Genomic DNA, 17,782 nt, shown 5'->3' on the forward strand with positions numbered 1-17,782 from the left:
CACTCGTAAGTACTGGTTACGGGACGCGCACTTCGGTGGGCGTCCCTGAGAGTTCCACTCCGACGGGAGCTAATCCGTGAAAGACTTACTTAAGTTTCTGAAAGCGCAAACTAAGACCGAAGAGTTTGATGCGATCAAGATCGCTCTGGCCTCGCCAGATATGATCCGTTCATGGTCTTTTGGTGAAGTTAAAAAGCCAGAAACCATTAACTACCGTACCTTCAAGCCGGAGCGTGACGGTCTTTTCTGCGCCCGTATCTTTGGGCCGGTAAAAGATTACGAATGCCTGTGCGGTAAGTACAAGCGTTTGAAACATCGCGGTGTGATCTGTGAGAAGTGTGGCGTTGAAGTTACACAGACCAAGGTTCGTCGTGAGCGCATGGGCCACATTGAACTGGCTTCACCAACTGCGCACATTTGGTTCCTGAAATCACTGCCTTCGCGTATCGGCTTACTGCTGGATATGCCACTGCGTGATATCGAGCGCGTACTGTACTTCGAATCTTATGTTGTGATCGAAGGCGGTATGACCAACCTGGAAAAACGTCAGATTCTGACCGAAGAGCAGTACCTTGATGCGCTGGAAGAGTTCGGTGACGAATTCGACGCGAAGATGGGTGCGGAAGCTATCCAGGCGCTGCTGAAAAATATGGATCTGGAGCAAGAGTGCGAGCAGCTGCGTGAAGAGCTGAACGAAACCAACTCCGAGACCAAACGTAAAAAGCTGACCAAGCGTATCAAGCTGCTGGAAGCGTTCGTACAGTCTGGTAACAAGCCAGAGTGGATGATCCTGACCGTTCTGCCGGTTCTGCCGCCAGATCTGCGTCCGCTGGTACCGCTGGATGGTGGTCGTTTCGCTACGTCGGATCTGAACGATCTGTACCGTCGCGTCATCAACCGTAACAACCGTCTGAAGCGTCTGCTGGATCTGGCTGCGCCAGATATCATCGTACGTAACGAAAAACGTATGCTGCAGGAAGCGGTAGATGCCTTGCTGGATAACGGCCGTCGCGGTCGTGCCATCACTGGCTCTAACAAACGTCCTCTGAAATCTTTGGCCGACATGATCAAAGGTAAGCAGGGTCGTTTCCGTCAGAACCTGTTGGGTAAACGTGTTGACTACTCTGGCCGTTCTGTAATCACCGTAGGTCCATACCTGCGTCTGCATCAGTGTGGTCTGCCGAAGAAAATGGCACTGGAGCTGTTCAAGCCGTTCATCTACGGCAAGCTGGAGCTGCGTGGCCTCGCGACCACCATCAAAGCTGCTAAGAAGATGGTTGAGCGTGAAGAAGCTGTCGTTTGGGATATCCTGGACGAAGTGATCCGCGAACACCCAGTACTGCTGAACCGTGCACCAACCCTGCACCGTTTGGGTATTCAGGCATTCGAACCTGTTCTGATCGAAGGTAAAGCGATCCAGCTGCACCCGCTGGTTTGTGCGGCATATAACGCCGACTTCGATGGTGACCAGATGGCAGTTCACGTACCGCTGACGCTGGAAGCTCAGCTGGAAGCGCGTGCGCTGATGATGTCTACCAACAACATCCTGTCACCTGCGAACGGCGAGCCAATCATCGTTCCTTCTCAGGACGTTGTACTGGGTCTGTACTACATGACCCGTGAGAAAGTGAATGCGCGCGGCGAAGGCATGGTGCTGACTGGCCCGAAAGAAGCTGAGCGTGTTTATCGCGCTGGCCTGGCCGAGTTGCATGCTCGCGTTAAAGTGCGTATCACCGAGTACAGCAAAAACGAACAAGAAGAGTTCGTCGCGAAAACCAGCTTAATCGACACCACCATTGGTCGTGCGATTCTGTGGATGATCGTGCCGAAAGGTCTGCCATACTCCATCGTCAACCAGGCGCTGGGTAAGAAAGCTATCTCTAAGATGCTGAACACCTGTTACCGCATCCTGGGCCTGAAGCCGACCGTTATCTTCGCTGACCAGACCATGTATACCGGCTTTGCTTACGCAGCCCGTTCAGGTGCCTCTGTAGGTATCGACGACATGGTGATCCCGGCTAAGAAAGCGGAAATCGTGGCAGAAGCAGAAGCGGAAGTTGCTGAGATTCAGGAACAGTTCCAGTCTGGTCTGGTAACTGCTGGCGAACGTTACAACAAAGTCATCGATATCTGGGCCGCAGCAAACGAACGCGTTTCCAAGGCGATGATGGACAACCTGCAAACCGAAACCGTGATCAACCGTCACGGCGAAGAAGAGCAGCAAGTCTCGTTCAACAGCATCTACATGATGGCCGACTCCGGTGCGCGTGGTTCTGCTGCACAGATTCGTCAGCTGGCCGGTATGCGTGGTCTGATGGCTAAGCCAGATGGCTCAATCATCGAAACGCCAATCACCGCGAACTTCCGCGAAGGTCTGAACGTACTCCAGTACTTCATCTCGACGCACGGTGCGCGTAAAGGTCTTGCGGATACCGCACTGAAAACCGCTAACTCCGGTTATCTGACGCGTCGTCTGGTAGACGTTGCACAGGATCTGGTGGTTACCGAAGACGACTGTGGTACTTTCGAAGGCATCATGATGACTCCGGTCATCGAAGGTGGCGACGTTAAAGAACCACTGCGTGAGCGTGTACTGGGTCGTGTGACTGCTGAAGACGTACTGAAGCCAGGTACTGCTGACATCCTGATCCCGCGTAATACGCTGATCGATGAGCACTGGTGTGATGTGATCGAACTGAACTCAGTTGATGCGATCAAAGTGCGTTCTGTTGTTGGTTGTGAAACCGACTTTGGTGTGTGTGCACACTGCTACGGTCGCGACCTGGCACGTGGTCACATCATCAACAAAGGTGAGGCCATCGGCGTTATCGCAGCACAGTCCATCGGTGAGCCGGGTACACAGCTGACGATGCGTACGTTCCACATCGGTGGTGCGGCATCTCGTGCGGCTGCTGAATCCAGCATCCAGGTGAAGAACAAAGGTACCATCAAGCTGACCAACGCGAAGTCTGTAACCAACTCCTCCGGGAAACTGGTTATCGTCTCTCGTAACGTTGAGCTGAAAATGATCGACGAATTCGGTCGTACCAAAGAGAGCTATAAAGTTCCTTACGGTGCGATGATGGCTAAAGGTGATGGTGAGCAGGTTGCAGCGGGCGAGACCGTAGCAAACTGGGATCCGCACACCATGCCTGTTATCACCGAAGTGGGCGGTTTCATTCGCTTCACTGACATGATCGATGGTCAGACGATTACTCGTCAGACTGATGACCTGACTGGTCTGTCATCGCTGGTGGTTCTGGATTCTGCAGAACGTACTGGGGGCGGTAAAGATCTGCGTCCTGCGCTGAAAATTGTTGATGCCAACGGAAATGATGTTCTGATTCCAGGTACAGACATGCCAGCTCAGTACTTCCTGCCGGGCAAAGCGATTGTTCAGCTGGAAGATGGCGTTAAGATCAGCGCGGGTGACACCCTGTCTCGTGTTCCGCAGGAATCTGGCGGTACCAAGGACATCACCGGTGGTCTGCCACGCGTTGCTGACTTGTTCGAAGCGCGTCGTCCGAAAGAGCCAGCAATTCTGGCCGAGATCAGCGGTATTATCTCGTTCGGTAAAGAGACCAAAGGCAAGCGTCGTCTGGTGATTACACCGGTTGATGGTAGCGATCCGTACGAAGAGATGATTCCGAAATGGCGTCAGCTGAACGTATTCGAAGGTGAGCGTGTAGAACGTGGTGACGTTGTTTCTGACGGCCCAGAGTCTCCACACGACATCCTGCGTCTGCGTGGCGTCCATGCGGTTACACGTTACATCACTAACGAAGTGCAGGAAGTTTACCGTCTGCAAGGCGTTAAGATTAACGATAAACACATCGAAGTCATCGTGCGTCAGATGCTGCGTAAAGCAACCATCGCCAGCGCGGGCAGCACCGAGTTCCTGGAAGGTGAGCAGGCTGAATACTCTCGCATCAAGATCGCTAACCGCGACCTCGAAGCGAACGGCAAAATTGGCGCAACCTTTGTGCGCGATCTGCTGGGTATCACCAAAGCTTCTCTGGCAACCGAATCGTTCATCTCTGCAGCATCGTTCCAGGAGACCACACGTGTCCTGACTGAAGCAGCAGTAGCAGGCAAGCGTGATGAACTGCGCGGCCTGAAAGAGAACGTGATCGTGGGTCGTTTGATTCCGGCCGGTACCGGTTATGCTTACCATCAGGATCGTATGCGTCGCCGTTCTGTAGGTGAAGCTCCGGTTGCACCGCAGGTTACTGCGGATGAAGCCTCTGCGAGCCTGGCTGAACTGCTGAACGCCGGTCTTGGCGGTAGCGACGACGAATAATCGTCTGCGATAGCTGACCTATAAAAAACCCTGCCTCGGCAGGGTTTTTTTTCGTCTTAAGTTAGCCTTTGCGGCAGACATCGTGCCGGGTCAGGCCAATATCGCGTAGTTGTGCATCGCTCAAGTGAGACAAAATTTTTTGTGTCTCACGGCGGGCGCGCCATCTTTTGATGGCACGTCCCGTGCCGCGAACCATATCCAATAGCGTTACATCAAAGGGTTTTGCTGCGCGGTTTTGATCGAATTCCATAATGAATGCCCTCAGTCAGTTGTCTGAGTGGTATTGTCCAGTTCCTGTGCATTTCAATACAGATTCAAAAATCACTTATTATTAACATACAGATTGCGCATGATAGGATCTGAATGGTAAAAAAAGGGATGATCTGTACTGATTTAGATTCAGTGAACTCGAGGGGAATCATACGATGACGCGTTACCAACATCTGGCTTGCTTGCTCTCAGACAGGATTGAACAGGGACTCTACCGTAGCGGCGAGCGCTTACCCTCAGTGCGCACACTGAGTATTGAACACGGTGTGAGCATCAGTACCGTGCAGCAGGCGTATCACCTGCTAGAAGAGAAACAGCTTATTGTGCCGCAGCCGCGCTCTGGCTATTTCGTTGCGACGCGCAAAGCCACGCCTCCTGTTCCTGCGTTAACCCGCCCCGTACAACGCCCCGTCGAGATCACCCAGTGGGAATCGGTGCTGGAATTATTAAGCAGCCGCAACAGCGGTAACGTGCTGCAATTAGGTAGCGGCATGCCAGACCTTACCCAGCCGACATTGAAGCCATTATGGAAAATTCAGAGCCGAATGGCGCAGAAGCAGGATCTTGACCAGCTCAATTATGACAGTCTGTTAGGCGTTGCGGCCTTGCGTGAGCAGGTCGCACGCTTAACTATCGATAGCGGTTGTCAGCTCACCGCAGAGGATATTGTGATCACCACGGGCTGCCATGAAGCGCTGTCCGTGTCGATCCGTGCGGTGTGTGAACCGGGTGATATTATCGCCGTTGAATCTCCGACATTTCATGGCACGATGCAGACCCTGCGCGGGCTTGGTATCCGTGCCATTGAAATCCCTACCGATTCGGTGACGGGCATTAGCCTCGAAGCTCTGGAGTTGGCATTCGAGCAGTGGCCCATTAAAGCCGTGGTAGTCGTGCCAAATTGCAATAATCCACTCGGATTTATCATGCCCGAGGCGCGCAAGCGTGCGCTGCTGGCACTGGCACAGCGCTTTGATGCCGCGATTATTGAAGACGATGTCTACGGTGAATTGGCATGGGAGTATCCACGTCCCATTACCATTAAATCTTTGGATATGGATGGCAGGGTGTTGTTGTGTAGTTCATTCTCTAAGACGCTGGCTCCCGGGTTACGTGTTGGCTGGGTGGCACCTGGACGCTATCGCGATCGCGTCTTGCATATGAAATATATCGGCACGGGTTCAACAGCCACACAGCCGCAACATGCGGTGGCCGAATTTATTCGTCTTGGTCACTATGGGCCGCATTTACGCCGGATGCGCCAGGTTTATCAACGTAATTACGAGACTTTTAGCTGCTGGGTACGCCACTATTTCCCGTGCGGTATCTGTGTCTCGCGTCCGCAGGGCAGCTTCCTGATGTGGATTGAGTTACCTGAAGCGTTTGATGCGGTTCGGCTTAACACCGAACTTCGCACGTTGAACATTCAGGTCGCCGTCGGATCGCTGTTTTCTGCCTCGGGCAAATATCGTAACTGCTTGCGCCTGAATTATGGGTTGCCCATCAATGAGCATACAGAACAGGCCATCGCCCAACTTGGCGCTGCGGTGGAGCAGGCCATGCATGCCTGTCATATCGAAACGGAACCCGCTTCATCCCTGACTGATTAAAGTGGAAAGGCAGGGCTGGAGAGAGAGGTAGACCAGCCCTGGCCCACTGCCAGCGACAGCGGGCAGGCACACTTTATCCTGACCGGAAAAACACGCTAGCTCGCAGGAAGCGGACTGCGCGTGAGGTTCCAGCCAAATTACCCTGATTGCAGAACGTTACAACGCTTCTGCGGGCTGGGTTCCAGCTTCAACCAGTGCCAGCAGCTCCTGTGTCGCCTGACGCCAGTCTCCCGCCTGAGTAATGGCGCTCACCACGGCAACGCTTCCAACGCCAGTGGCCAAAACTTCAGGTACGCGCGCAAGGGATATACCGCCAATCGCCACAGTCGGTATATCCTGCAACCGTGCCATGTGGCGTTTCAGTTCTACGACGCCCTGAGGTTCCGAAGGCATATCTTTGGTTTGCGTAGGGTAAATGTGTCCCAGTGCAATGTAGGAAGGACGCAGCGCCAGCGCGCGGTCCAACTCGGCATCATCATGAGTCGATAACCCAAGACGCAAACCTGCCTGGCGGATAGCGTCCAGATTAGCCATGTCCAAATCTTCCTGACCAAGATGCACGCCATAGGCGTTATATTTGATCGCTAATCGCCAGTAATCGTTGATAAACAGGCGTGCACGATACTGCTTGCCCAGCGCAATTGCCTCGCGCACTGCGTCTTCTACTTCATGATCCTGGCAATCTTTGATGCGCAACTGGATGGTGCGAACGCCAGCCTCCAGTAAGCGTGCAATCCACTCTACGCTATCAACAACAGGGTACAGCCCCAGTTTCGGGGCCGTGGCTGGAAAGGCATCGGTCATACTTTTTCCTCTTTAAGGGCATCGGCGGCGTGATAAAGCTCGCCACCACGACTGCGGAAGGCATCCGACATCTGCGCCATGCCAATTTCAATGGGCTGGGCTTCTGCCTGCTGGCGAGCAGCATATTCGCGCACTTCCTGGGTAATTTTCATCGAACAGAATTTTGGACCGCACATTGAGCAGAAGTGAGCCACTTTGCCCGATTCCTGCGGCAATGTCTCATCGTGATAAGCGCGTGCCGTATGCGGATCGAGCGCCAGATTGAACTGATCCTCCCAACGGAATTCAAAGCGTGCTTTCGACATGGCGTTATCACGGATCTGTGCGCCAGGATGGCCCTTAGCCAGATCGGCGGCATGCGCGGCGATCTTGTAGGTAATCAGCCCCTGCTTCACATCTTCTTTATTCGGCAAACCGAGGTGCTCTTTCGGTGTGACGTAGCACAGCATGGCGCAGCCAAACCAACCAATCATCGCGGCACCAATGCCGGAGGTAAAATGATCGTACCCGGGGGCGATATCGGTGGTCAGTGGGCCAAGCGTGTAAAACGGCGCTTCGTGACAGTGCTCTAACTGTTCGGTCATGTTGCGGCGGATCATCTGCATTGGCACATGGCCTGGACCTTCAATCATTACCTGCACATCGTATTCCCAGGCAATCCTGGTCAACTTACCTAAGGTATGCAACTCGGCAAACTGGGCTTCATCGTTGGCGTCCTGAATCGATCCCGGACGCAGGCCATCACCGAGTGAGAGCGCGACATCATAGGCAGCGCAGATTTCACAGATCTCGCGGAAATGCAGATAGAGGAAACTCTCTTGATGATGTGACAGGCACCACTTCGCCATGATCGAACCACCACGCGAGACAATACCGGTCAGACGATTAGCCGTCATCGGCACATAGCGCAGCAGCACACCAGCGTGAATAGTGAAGTAATCCACCCCCTGTTCTGCTTGCTCGAGCAGGGTATCGCGGAAAATCTCCCAGTTAAGGTCTTCCGCCACGCCATTCACTTTCTCCAGTGCCTGATAAATGGGCACAGTACCAATCGGCACCGGGCTGTTTCGCAAAATCCACTCGCGCGTTTCATGGATATAGCGGCCTGTGGAGAGGTCCATCACGGTATCCGCCCCCCAGCGTGTTGACCACACCAGTTTCTCCACTTCCTCTTCGATCGATGAGCTCACCGCTGAGTTGCCTATATTGGCGTTCACCTTCACCAGAAAGTTACGGCCAATGATCATCGGCTCTGATTCGGGGTGATTAATATTGGAGGGTATGATAGCGCGGCCGCTGGCAACTTCCTGGCGCACAAATTCGGCGGTGATGTTTTCCGGCAGATTGGCACCAAAACTGTGGCCCGGGTGCTGTTGCAGTAGCACTTCACCACGAATACGTTCGCGGCCCATGTTTTCTCGCACCGCGATGAATTCCATCTCGGGTGTAATCATGCCCTGACGTGCGTAATGCAGCTGTGTGACGCAGCGGCCAGCTTTGGCACGACGCGGCTGCGGTAACTGCTCAAAACGCAGGTGATCCAGCCCTTCATCGGCTAAGCGTTGCTGGGTGTATTGCGAACTCAACTGGTGGATCGCTTCGCTGTCATCGCGTTCAGCGATCCAGTTTTCACGCAATCGGTCTAATCCCCGATGCACATCAATGGTGGCCGCGGGGTCGCCATAAGCACCTGCCGTGTCATATACCGGCACTGGTTCGTTGTGCTCATACTGTGGATTCTCTTTTGTGCCACCGATGTGTGTAGGGCTAAGCTGGATTTCGCGCATCGGCACACGGATATCCGCTCGGCTGCCGGTAATCCAGATACGTTTTGAATTGGGGAAAGCGGTGCCTTGCAGCGAATCGATAAATTCCTGCGCTTGTGCACGTTGTTCACGACGAGAAGTTTTAGCAACAGACATAGCAAATTTCCTGAATTAAGGGGAAGTTGCTTGTCCAGAGTTCGGAAGGAGTAACAGGGACGATGCCGGGCGCCAACACGCATCGCTCAGTGAATGTCTACTCTTGTTCCCTTCGCAGGTACTAACCTGATCAGGTTCCGCGGATCCCGAATAAACGGTCTCAGCCCCTTAGGGCACTCCGACAAGGTTGAATTTTACGATATAAGCTACTTTGCTTGCCATTTCACGCCTGGGCAGTGCTCGTGTCCGTCACGTACTACGTGTACGCTCCGGCCACTGCGCGCTGTCCGAGCGTGAACTGGCTGCGCACGCTACGCTTATATCGCAAAATTTGACTCTAGATTGCTTTAAAGAGACGCATAAAAACGTGAATAGGCCTCAATAAAAAAGCCCATTCAGCATAAGAGGGCTTTTTCGGAATAACAAGTTTTTTACATGGGGCCGAAGTTAAGCGGGGCGAGCCATGCTGCTTTCATTGGCGACCGGTGGGCGCGCCAGCTGGTTATCCCAGGCGAGTTGCACCAGCTTATCTTCCAGCGTGAAGCGCGACTCCAGCACTTCACCCACTTCGGATAACGCCTTCTGGAATTCTACGCAGTTATCGTCGTTGATGGCCTGCTGCAGATGGCTGTCATACAGTTGCATCATGCGATCGGTATTCGCTTCCAGAGCGGGATAGAGTTGGGCTGCCGCAATGAGTGGGCTATCGCCTTCCATCTCACTGATAATGCGTTCATAAATACTGAAATGACCGGTTGAGAGGTAATCAACCAGGCCGTGACAAAACGCATCCAGCGCCTGTTCATCCAGGGCACTGAGCGCCTCTTTGTTTGGCTTGATGCCAATTAATGCGTAATAGCTGACAAGCAACTGTCGGCGCGCGCGCAGCCACGCATCAACGAGTTCATTACCGCCACTTACACGCCTGGCCAGGTCATCTAACTGGGTAAGCATATGGGGCTCCGGGTGAGTTATAGTTATCCATTCCACACTTAACATCAGGATTTCAGCGTGCCATTTGACGCTAAGGACAACGAATAAGATGCAACGTGAGATCTCAAGCGTAGACGCTGGCTGGTGGATTGTCAGCCATGAACAAAAACTTTGGTTACCGCAAGGTGAACTGCCGCATGGCTTATCCGGCGATTTTGGCCTGACTGGAAAAACCGCGATTTTGATTGGCGAATGGCAGGCGGAAAATGTCTGGCTGATACGTGAATCACGACCTGACAATATGGGCTCTGTTCGCCAGCTTATCGACGAAGATGTTGGACTTTTTCAGATGGTTGGGCGTGGAGTTCAACTCGCCGAATTCTACCGCTCACACCGCTGGTGTGGCTACTGCGGCCACGAAATGCACCTCAGTAAACGCGAATTTGCCTGCCTGTGTCACCATTGCCGCGAGCGCTATTACCCGCAGATTGCACCGTGCATCATCGTAGCGATTCGCCGGGGGGAGGAGATTCTGCTGGCCAACCATGCGCGTCATCGCAACAGCATTTACACAGTATTAGCTGGCTTTGTTGAGGTCGGGGAGACGCTGGAGCAGGCCGTCGCGCGTGAAGTGATGGAAGAGAGCAACGTCCGGGTTAAAAATGTCCGCTACGTCACCTCGCAGCCCTGGCCGTTCCCGCATTCATTAATGATGGCGTTTATGGCCGAATATGAGGGCGGTGAGTTGCAGCATGATGGCAAAGAGTTGCTGGATGCCGGCTGGTATCGCTATGACGATTTGCCCTTGTTACCGCCACCGGGCACGGTGGCACGGCGGTTGATTGAAGATACCGTTGCCCTGTGTCGCGCCAGCGCGCCGTGAAAATGCTACACTGGCGGCCTTAGCATGAGAGAGCCCATTATGAGTGAACTGAAGAACGATCGTTATCTGCGTGCCCTGTTACGTCAGCCGGTGGATGTCACCCCTGTATGGATGATGCGACAAGCCGGGCGTTATTTGCCGGAGTACAAAGCCACGCGTGCTGAAGCCGGTGATTTTATGTCGCTGTGTAAGAATGCGGAGCTGGCGTGCGAAGTCACCCTGCAGCCGCTGCGTCGTTATGCGCTGGATGCCGCGATCCTCTTCAGCGATATCCTGACGATTCCTGATGCGATGGGGCTGGGGCTCTATTTCGAAACGGGCGAAGGTCCGCGCTTCTCAAATCCTATTACCTGCCGTGCAGATGTAGACAAACTGCCGATTCCGGATCCAGAAGATGAGCTGGGTTATGTGATGAATGCGGTGCGTACCATTCGCCATAACCTGAAAGGTGAAGTGCCGTTGATCGGCTTCTCCGGCAGCCCGTGGACGCTGGCGACCTACATGGTTGAAGGCGGCAGCAGCAAAGCGTTCACCAAAATTAAAAAGATGATGTATGCCGAGCCGCAAACCCTGCACAAGCTGCTGGATAAGCTGGCTGACAGTGTCATCCATTACCTGAACGCCCAGATCAAAGCCGGTGCACAGTCGATTATGGTCTTCGACACCTGGGGCGGCGTGCTGACCGGCCGCGATTACCGTGAGTTTTCACTCTACTATATGCACAAAATCGTTGATAGCGTGCTGCACGAGAACGAAGGTCGCCGTGTGCCGATTACGCTGTTCACCAAAGGTGGTGGTCAGTGGCTGGAAGCTATCGCAGCGACCGGATGTGATGCGCTGGGACTGGACTGGAGCACCGATATTGCCGATGCGCGTCGTCGCGTGGGTGACAAAGTTGCGTTGCAGGGCAACATGGATCCTTCCATGCTGTATGCGCCTCCGGCACGTATCGAGCAGGAAGTGGCCACTATCCTTGAAGGCTTTGGCACGGGTGAAGGGCATGTCTTCAACCTGGGACATGGCATTCATCAGGATGTGCCGCCAGAGCACGCCGGTGCATTCGTCGAAGCCGTACATCGTCTGTCTCGCCCTTATCATCAGGGTTAAGCATGGATTTAGCCGCGCTGCGGGCTGAACAGTTACAACGCGCTGCTAACGTGGTACGGCAGGATGATTTCGACGTCCTGCCGCCTCGTTTTATCGCCGGTGCGGACGTCGGTTTTGAACAGGAAGGTGACATCACGCGTGCGGCACTGGTGGTATTAGAATATCCCTCATTGCAGCTGGTGGAGCACCGTATAGCACGCCTCGCGACCACCATGCCTTACATCCCGGGTTTCTTATCGTTTCGCGAAGTCCCCGCACTACTGGCAGCCTGGCAGCAGCTGACACACCAACCCGATCTTTTATTCGTTGATGGTCATGGTATTGCCCATCCCCGTCGCCTCGGCGTGGCTGCGCATTTTGGCTCGCTGGTGGATGTTCCAACCATTGGCGTGGCGAAAAAACGGCTCTGCGGGCGTTTTACCGAATTGGATGCTGAACCGGGGAGCCGCCAGCCACTGATGGATAAAGGCGAACAAATTGGCTGGGTGTGGCGCAGTAAAGCGCGCTGCAACCCTTTGTTCGTCTCAACCGGGCATCGTGTCAGTATGGACAGCGCACTGAATTGGGTGGAGAAATGTACCGCGGGCTATCGTTTGCCCGAGCCTACACGCTGGGCCGATGCGGTTGCTTCGGGGCGTCCTGCGTTTCTGCGTTGGCAAAATGCGCGTTAACGCTGTTTGCGCGCGGCTTTTGCGGTACACTGCCGCCAGCTAACCTATTGAGAGTAAGTTTGATGTTACAGAACCCCGTCCATTTGCGTCTGGCGAAGCTGGAAAGCTGGCAGCATATGACCTTTATGGCCTGTCTGTGCGAGCGGATGTTCCCCAATTATTGGGCCTTCTGTCAGCAGACTGAATTCGCCGATCCGCAACTCTATCGTCGCATCCTTGACCTTGTCTGGGAGAGCCTGACGGTTAAAGACGCCAAAATTAACTTCGATAGCCAACTGGAGAAGCTGGAATCCGCGATTCCGAATGGCGATGATTTTGATATCTATGGTGTCCACCCAGCGATCGATGCCTGTGTTGCGTTGAGCGAAGTTGTGCATGCACAACTCAGCGGCGAAACTCTGGAGCACGCAATCGAAGTCAGTCGCACCTCGATTACCACCGTCGCTATCCTTGAAATGACGCAGGCCGGTCGTGAAATGACCGATGAAGAGCTGCGTGAAAATCAGGCGGTGATTGATGAATGGGATCTGCAGTGGGAGATTTTCCGTCTGCTGGCAGACTGCGAAGAACGCGACCTTGAGCTGATTAAGGGGTTACGTTCTGACCTGCGCGAAGCGGGAATCAGTAACATCGGTATACTTTTTCAGCAATAAGGCGATAAAACGTGACTTCAGGCCTGAATTACCGCGCCTGGAGGCTTCACATCAGCCCCCTGTCTGGTCTACATTTGGGGGGCTGAAAATTGTGGCTATCTTTGCGTGCAGGTTGAAGAGTGCCAGAATATGGCTTTTCCCTCGCACTCGTTGCTTAGCAAGCGATAAATACACTTTAAGGATAACTTATGAACAAGACTCAACTGATTGATGTGATCGCAGAGAAAGCTGACCTGTCAAAAACCCAGGCTAAAGCTGCGCTGGAATCTACCCTGGCTGCGATCACTGAGTCTCTGAAAGAAGGTGATGCTGTACAACTGGTTGGTTTTGGTACTTTTAAAGTGAACCACCGCGCTGAGCGTACCGGTCGCAACCCACAGACTGGTAAAGAGATCAAAATCGCGGCAGCTAACGTGCCAGCGTTCGTCTCTGGTAAAGCTCTGAAAGACGCTGTTAAGTAAGTTTTCCGCATCGCGGTTTAAGCTTTAAAAGAGGGGCGACACGCCCCTTTTTGTTATTGGGGCCTGTCATGCTGAACACGATTACTCAGCGCGTCTGCGCCCTGTTACTCGGTGCGCTGCTCGCGGGCTGTAGTTCCACCTCTGATCTCCCTGCCTTTACGGCAAGTGGCTATCTGGCCGATCGTGGCACTGTGCGCATCTGGCGCAAAAACAGTGACCATCAGGCTGTCCATCTTCGCACTGTTTATACCCCTTTCAATGGCGATGCCATGGAAACTACTGACTACAACTGGCAACAGAACCACCTGATCAGCGTTGAGCGCGTTGTGGCGGGTGAGCAACCCGATGACGTGACGTTGCGTTTTGACCATCTGGGTAATCTTAATTTTATGCAGCGTCAGCTGGCCGGCCGTCGTGAAGCGGTAAGTGGTGATACGGTTGAGCTCTATCGTTTCGACGCGCAACGTATGCTGGAGCAAAGTAATGCGTTGCTGAGTGGCCGTGTATTACTGAAGCAGGGGCATTGGCTGGGCGCTACGCAGGTGCGCGATTGTGATGGCAAAGTGGTGAATGCACCCTTTGATAGCGGAATCATTGCCACGCTATCTCAGCAGCAGCAACACCAGCCACAGTCGTTGATGGTGTCATGGTTGGAGGCACCTGAAGGCGTGCAGTTGTTGCGGGCGACGCCAGAGGATGAGTGTAGCTGGCAGCCGAAAGAGAGTGATTTCTGAGTTGGGAAAAAACAAGGGGCGCTGAGCGCGCCCCTTGATGATTACTTGCGATTAATCGCGCGGTAACCAATATCTTTACGGCAGAAGCTGCCTTCCCAGGAAATATGTTTCGCCAGCGCATAGGCATTCTTCTGCGCGGCAGCCACATCTTCGCCCAGGGCAGTGACGCACAGCACGCGTCCACCGTTGGTGACCACCACATCATCTTTCATCGTGGTGCCCGCGTGGAACACTTTACCGTCCGGCACTTCTTCCAGCGGCAGACCGTGGATTTGATCACCGATGTTGTAATCCGCGGGATAGCCGCCAGCCGCCAGCACGACACCCAGCGATGGGCGTGGATCCCACTGCGAGGTCTGCTGATCCAGCTTGCCATCCACTGCGGCCAGGCACAGCTCAACCAGATCTGACTGCAGACGCAGCATGATCGGCTGGGTTTCTGGATCGCCAAAGCGGCAGTTGAACTCGATCACTTTCGGCTGACCGGCTTTATCGATCATCAGGCCGGCATATAGGAAGCCGGTATAGGTGTTGCCTTCCGCTTTCATGCCGTTAACGGTTGGCCAGATAATCTGGTCCATCACACGCTGGTGGATCTCATCGGTGACAACCGGGGCAGGTGAGTAAGCGCCCATGCCGCCGGTATTCGGGCCGGTATCACCATCGCCTACACGTTTATGATCCTGGCTGGTGGCCATGGGTAACACGTTATCGCCATCCACCATCACGATAAAGCTGGCTTCTTCGCCGTCGAGGAACTCTTCAATGACGATACGATGGCCTGCATCGCCGAAAGCGTTACCTGCCAGCATGTCCTGCACTGCAGCTTCCGCTTCAGCCAGTTCCATCGCGACGATAACCCCTTTACCGGCTGCCAGACCATCCGCTTTAATCACGATCGGTGCGCCTTTCTCACGCAGGTAAGCCAGCGCGGGCTCAACTTCCGTAAAGTTCTGGTATTCAGCGGTAGGGATCTGCTGGCGTGCCAGGAAATCTTTGGTGAAAGCTTTTGATCCTTCCAGCTGTGCAGCCGCCTGCGTTGGGCCAAAGATTTTCAGACCTGCTGCACGGAACGCATCGACCACGCCAATCACCAGCGGCGCTTCTGGGCCTACGATGGTCAGATCGATCTTCTCTTTCTGAGCAAAGGCTAACAGTGCAGGAACGTCAGTGGCGCTGATCGCCACGTTCTGCAGTGCAGGTTCCAGTGCGGTACCCGCGTTGCCCGGTGCAACAAAGACCGTTTCGGCCAGCGGTGACTGTGCTGCTTTCCATGCCAACGCGTGTTCACGTCCACCATTACCAATCACTAAAATTTTCATCTATACAGCTCCAGGCTATTAATGGCGGAAGTGACGCATGTCGGTGAAGATCATCGCAATACCGTGCTCATCAGCGGCGGCAATCACTTCATCATCACGGATAGAACCACCTGGTTGAATCACACAGCTGATACCTACAGCAGCCGCTGCGTCGATACCATCGCGGAACGGGAAGAACGCATCAGACGCCATGGCTGAACCTTTAACTTCTAAACCTTCGTCGCCTGCTTTGATACCGGCAATTTTGGCAGAATAAACGCGGCTCATCTGTCCGGCGCCTATGCCGATAGTCATATTGTCGCGTGCGTAGACAATGGCGTTGGATTTCACGAACTTGGCTACTTTCCAGCAGAACAGCGCATCACGCAGTTCCTGCTCGCTTGGCTGGCGCTTAGTCACGACTCGCAGCTGACTGGCATCAACCATACCGAGATCGCGATCCTGAACCAGCAGGCCGCCATTAACACGCTTGAAGTCCAGTGCAGCAACACGGCCCTGCCACTGGCCACAAACCAGCACGCGAACGTTCTGTTTTGCTGCGGTAACTTTAAGTGCCGCTTCGCTGGCTGAAGGGGCAATAATCACTTCGACAAACTGACGGCTGATGATCGCCTGGGCAGTGGCTTCATCCAATTCACGGTTGAAAGCGATGATGCCGCCAAAAGCAGAAGTTGGATCAGTTTTGTAAGCGCGCTCATAGGCGTCAAGAATCGAACCGCCCACTGCCACACCACACGGGTTAGCATGCTTAACGATCACGCAAGCGGCTTCATCAAACTCTTTCACACACTCAAGCGCGGCATCGGTATCCGCGATGTTGTTGTAAGAGAGCGCTTTGCCCTGTACCTGCTGTGCAGTCGCAACAGAAGCTTCTGCCACATTCTCTTCTATATAGAAGGCAGCGTCCTGATGGCTGTTCTCGCCGTAACGCATATCCTGCTTCTTGATGAAGTTGAGGTTCAGCGTTCGTGGGAAGCGGCCGGCAGGCTCTTTGCTGTCGCTATGATAAGCCGGTACCAGGCTGCCAAAGTAGTTGGCAATCATGCTGTCGTAGGCTGCGGTGTGTTCGAAGGCTTTGATCGCCAGATCGAAACGGGTGTCCAGCGTCAGGGAGTTTTCGTTGGCGTCCAGCTCGGCGATGATGGCCTCGTAGTCGCTGCTCTTCACCACGATTGCCACATCTTTATGGTTCTTCGCAGCGGAGCGCACCATGGTTGGGCCACCGATATCGATATTCTCTACCGCGTCTGCCAGTGAGCAATCGGGTTTGGCAACGGTTTGCGCGAAGGGATAAAGGTTTACCACCACCATATCGATAGGGTTGATCGCGTGCTCGGCCATGATCGCATCATCGGTGCCGCGACGGCCCAGAATACCGCCATGCACTTTCGGGTGCAGCGTTTTGACGCGTCCATCCATCATTTCCGGGAAACCGGTGTAGTCAGAGACTTCGGTGACGGGCAGGCCCGCATCTGCCAGCAGGCGAGCAGTACCACCTGTGGAGAGCAGCTCAACACCACGGCTGGAGAGTGCCTGAGCAAATTCGAGGATACCGGCTTTATCAGAAACACTGAGAAGAGCGCGGCGTACTGGACGACGTTGTTGCATGGTGGTTTTATCCCTTGGCTTTGTTTCGCATAAATAAGAGCGTTACATCAAGCTTAGCGCTTCTCTTATATATAGAAGAGAGTACTTGCTTCATGTAACGCCCCAAAAGGGGCATCCTTGACGTCGCCGGGCATTGTAGCGAAAACGTTTGCGCGATGCTCGCCTAAATTCATTTGTGCAGATGAATGTGGATAACACTGTGTGTAAGTGGGTATAAGGCGGGGTTTTGCTGTGGAATGCAGCGAACGGTTGTTTTTGTTGAATTTAGCGGTTGCGCGCTGCGAACAACTCCCTATAATGCGCATCCATCGAGACGGCACAACGGTTTACGAAGTGCGGTGTTGACAGGAAGCTTCGCTAAGAACTTCCGCCAGAGAAAAAACGCTGAAAAAAGTGTTTGACTCTGAAGGAGGAAAGCGTAATATACGCCACCTCGCAACAGCAGCTTAAGGCGCTGATTGCACCGCTCTTTAACAATTTATCAGACAATCTGTGTGGGCACTC

General features: G+C 53.8%; 14 protein-coding genes and 1 riboswitch. Of the genes, 8 read left to right on the top strand and 6 right to left on the bottom strand.

The genetic code is table 11. From position 1 onward, the window contains the following. Positions 1–76 precede the first annotated feature (76 nt). Positions 77–4,300, top strand: a complete 4,224-nt coding sequence (rpoC, locus tag F3J37_RS26550; protein ID WP_166936611.1) for a DNA-directed RNA polymerase subunit beta' — start codon at positions 77–79, stop codon at positions 4,298–4,300. 61 nt (positions 4,301–4,361) lie between these two features. Here the strand turns inward: rpoC and F3J37_RS26555 are convergent, their stop codons facing one another. Next, a complete protein-coding gene (locus tag F3J37_RS26555) occupies positions 4,362–4,550 on the bottom strand; it encodes a DUF1127 domain-containing protein (RefSeq protein WP_166936613.1) in 189 nt (62 codons plus the stop codon). Between the two features lie 175 nt (positions 4,551–4,725). Here F3J37_RS26555 and F3J37_RS26560 point away from each other — a divergent pair, with 175 nt between their 5' ends. Further along, the gene (locus F3J37_RS26560) at positions 4,726–6,180 is read left to right on the top strand and encodes an aminotransferase-like domain-containing protein (protein WP_166936614.1); all 1,455 of its coding nucleotides are present in this window, start codon (positions 4,726–4,728) and stop codon (positions 6,178–6,180) included. Between the two features lie 156 nt (positions 6,181–6,336). Here the strand turns inward: F3J37_RS26560 and thiE are convergent, their stop codons facing one another. The 3 genes from thiE to F3J37_RS26575 form a co-directional block, all read right to left on the bottom strand. Beyond that, positions 6,337–6,984, bottom strand: coding sequence for a thiamine phosphate synthase (gene thiE / locus F3J37_RS26565; RefSeq protein WP_166936616.1), 648 nt, complete (start codon positions 6,982–6,984; stop codon positions 6,337–6,339). Further along, the gene (gene thiC, locus F3J37_RS26570; RefSeq protein WP_166936618.1) at positions 6,981–8,906 is read right to left on the bottom strand and encodes a phosphomethylpyrimidine synthase ThiC; all 1,926 of its coding nucleotides are present in this window, start codon (positions 8,904–8,906) and stop codon (positions 6,981–6,983) included. The genes thiE and thiC overlap by 4 nt, the downstream gene beginning before the upstream one ends. A 90-nt stretch (positions 8,907–8,996) precedes the next feature. Further along, positions 8,997–9,097: riboswitch (TPP riboswitch) on the bottom strand. Between the two features lie 256 nt (positions 9,098–9,353). Next, on the bottom strand, positions 9,354–9,860 hold the full coding sequence (locus tag F3J37_RS26575) for an Rsd/AlgQ family anti-sigma factor (protein WP_058962185.1): 507 nt from the start codon (positions 9,858–9,860) through the stop codon (positions 9,354–9,356). Positions 9,861–9,948: 88 nt separating this feature from the next. Between F3J37_RS26575 and nudC the strand changes: the two genes are divergently transcribed. From nudC to F3J37_RS26605, 6 genes are all read left to right on the top strand, one after another. Continuing rightward, positions 9,949–10,722, top strand: a complete 774-nt coding sequence (gene nudC, locus F3J37_RS26580; protein WP_058962184.1) for an NAD(+) diphosphatase — start codon at positions 9,949–9,951, stop codon at positions 10,720–10,722. A 39-nt stretch (positions 10,723–10,761) separates the two neighbouring features. Further along, positions 10,762–11,829, top strand: coding sequence for a uroporphyrinogen decarboxylase (gene hemE, locus F3J37_RS26585; protein ID WP_097119774.1), 1,068 nt, complete (start codon positions 10,762–10,764; stop codon positions 11,827–11,829). Positions 11,830–11,831: 2 nt separating this feature from the next. Then, positions 11,832–12,500: a deoxyribonuclease V gene (gene nfi, locus F3J37_RS26590; protein WP_097119773.1), complete on the top strand. Its 669-nt coding sequence runs from the start codon at positions 11,832–11,834 to the stop codon at positions 12,498–12,500. Between the two features lie 62 nt (positions 12,501–12,562). Beyond that, positions 12,563–13,153: a YjaG family protein gene (locus F3J37_RS26595; RefSeq protein WP_034828920.1), complete on the top strand. Its 591-nt coding sequence runs from the start codon at positions 12,563–12,565 to the stop codon at positions 13,151–13,153. Between the two features lie 188 nt (positions 13,154–13,341). After that, positions 13,342–13,614 carry a nucleoid-associated protein HU-alpha gene (gene hupA, locus F3J37_RS26600; RefSeq protein ID WP_006121511.1) on the top strand — a complete coding sequence of 91 codons (273 nt, stop codon included), beginning with the start codon at positions 13,342–13,344 and terminating at the stop codon, positions 13,612–13,614. A 68-nt stretch (positions 13,615–13,682) separates the two neighbouring features. Continuing rightward, positions 13,683–14,348 carry a DUF1481 domain-containing protein gene (locus F3J37_RS26605; protein WP_166936620.1) on the top strand — a complete coding sequence of 222 codons (666 nt, stop codon included), beginning with the start codon at positions 13,683–13,685 and terminating at the stop codon, positions 14,346–14,348. A 41-nt stretch (positions 14,349–14,389) separates the two neighbouring features. Here the strand turns inward: F3J37_RS26605 and purD are convergent, their stop codons facing one another. Continuing rightward, positions 14,390–15,670 carry a phosphoribosylamine--glycine ligase gene (purD, locus tag F3J37_RS26610; protein WP_166936622.1) on the bottom strand — a complete coding sequence of 427 codons (1,281 nt, stop codon included), beginning with the start codon at positions 15,668–15,670 and terminating at the stop codon, positions 14,390–14,392. Positions 15,671–15,688: 18 nt separating this feature from the next. Then, complete coding sequence (gene purH / locus F3J37_RS26615) at positions 15,689–17,278, bottom strand: bifunctional phosphoribosylaminoimidazolecarboxamide formyltransferase/IMP cyclohydrolase (RefSeq protein ID WP_034828924.1); 1,590 nt, start codon at positions 17,276–17,278, stop codon at positions 15,689–15,691. Positions 17,279–17,782: the final 504 nt, after the last annotated feature.

The sequence above is a fragment of the Candidatus Pantoea communis genome (assembly GCF_011752685.1).
Taxonomy (GTDB): domain Bacteria; phylum Pseudomonadota; class Gammaproteobacteria; order Enterobacterales; family Enterobacteriaceae; genus Pantoea; species Pantoea communis.

Coding starts and splice junctions, on each gene's coding strand:
- F3J37_RS26555 (WP_166936613.1), bottom strand. CDS start 4,550: ATGGAATTCGATCAAAACCGCGCAGCAAAACCCTTTGATGTAACGCTA.
- F3J37_RS26560 (WP_166936614.1), top strand. CDS start 4,726: ATGACGCGTTACCAACATCTGGCTTGCTTGCTCTCAGACAGGATTGAA.
- thiE (WP_166936616.1), bottom strand. CDS start 6,984: ATGACCGATGCCTTTCCAGCCACGGCCCCGAAACTGGGGCTGTACCCT.
- thiC (WP_166936618.1), bottom strand. CDS start 8,906: ATGTCTGTTGCTAAAACTTCTCGTCGTGAACAACGTGCACAAGCGCAG.
- F3J37_RS26575 (WP_058962185.1), bottom strand. CDS start 9,860: ATGCTTACCCAGTTAGATGACCTGGCCAGGCGTGTAAGTGGCGGTAAT.
- nudC (WP_058962184.1), top strand. CDS start 9,949: ATGCAACGTGAGATCTCAAGCGTAGACGCTGGCTGGTGGATTGTCAGC.
- hemE (WP_097119774.1), top strand. CDS start 10,762: ATGAGTGAACTGAAGAACGATCGTTATCTGCGTGCCCTGTTACGTCAG.
- nfi (WP_097119773.1), top strand. CDS start 11,832: ATGGATTTAGCCGCGCTGCGGGCTGAACAGTTACAACGCGCTGCTAAC.
- F3J37_RS26595 (WP_034828920.1), top strand. CDS start 12,563: ATGTTACAGAACCCCGTCCATTTGCGTCTGGCGAAGCTGGAAAGCTGG.
- hupA (WP_006121511.1), top strand. CDS start 13,342: ATGAACAAGACTCAACTGATTGATGTGATCGCAGAGAAAGCTGACCTG.
- F3J37_RS26605 (WP_166936620.1), top strand. CDS start 13,683: ATGCTGAACACGATTACTCAGCGCGTCTGCGCCCTGTTACTCGGTGCG.
- purD (WP_166936622.1), bottom strand. CDS start 15,670: ATGAAAATTTTAGTGATTGGTAATGGTGGACGTGAACACGCGTTGGCA.
- purH (WP_034828924.1), bottom strand. CDS start 17,278: ATGCAACAACGTCGTCCAGTACGCCGCGCTCTTCTCAGTGTTTCTGAT.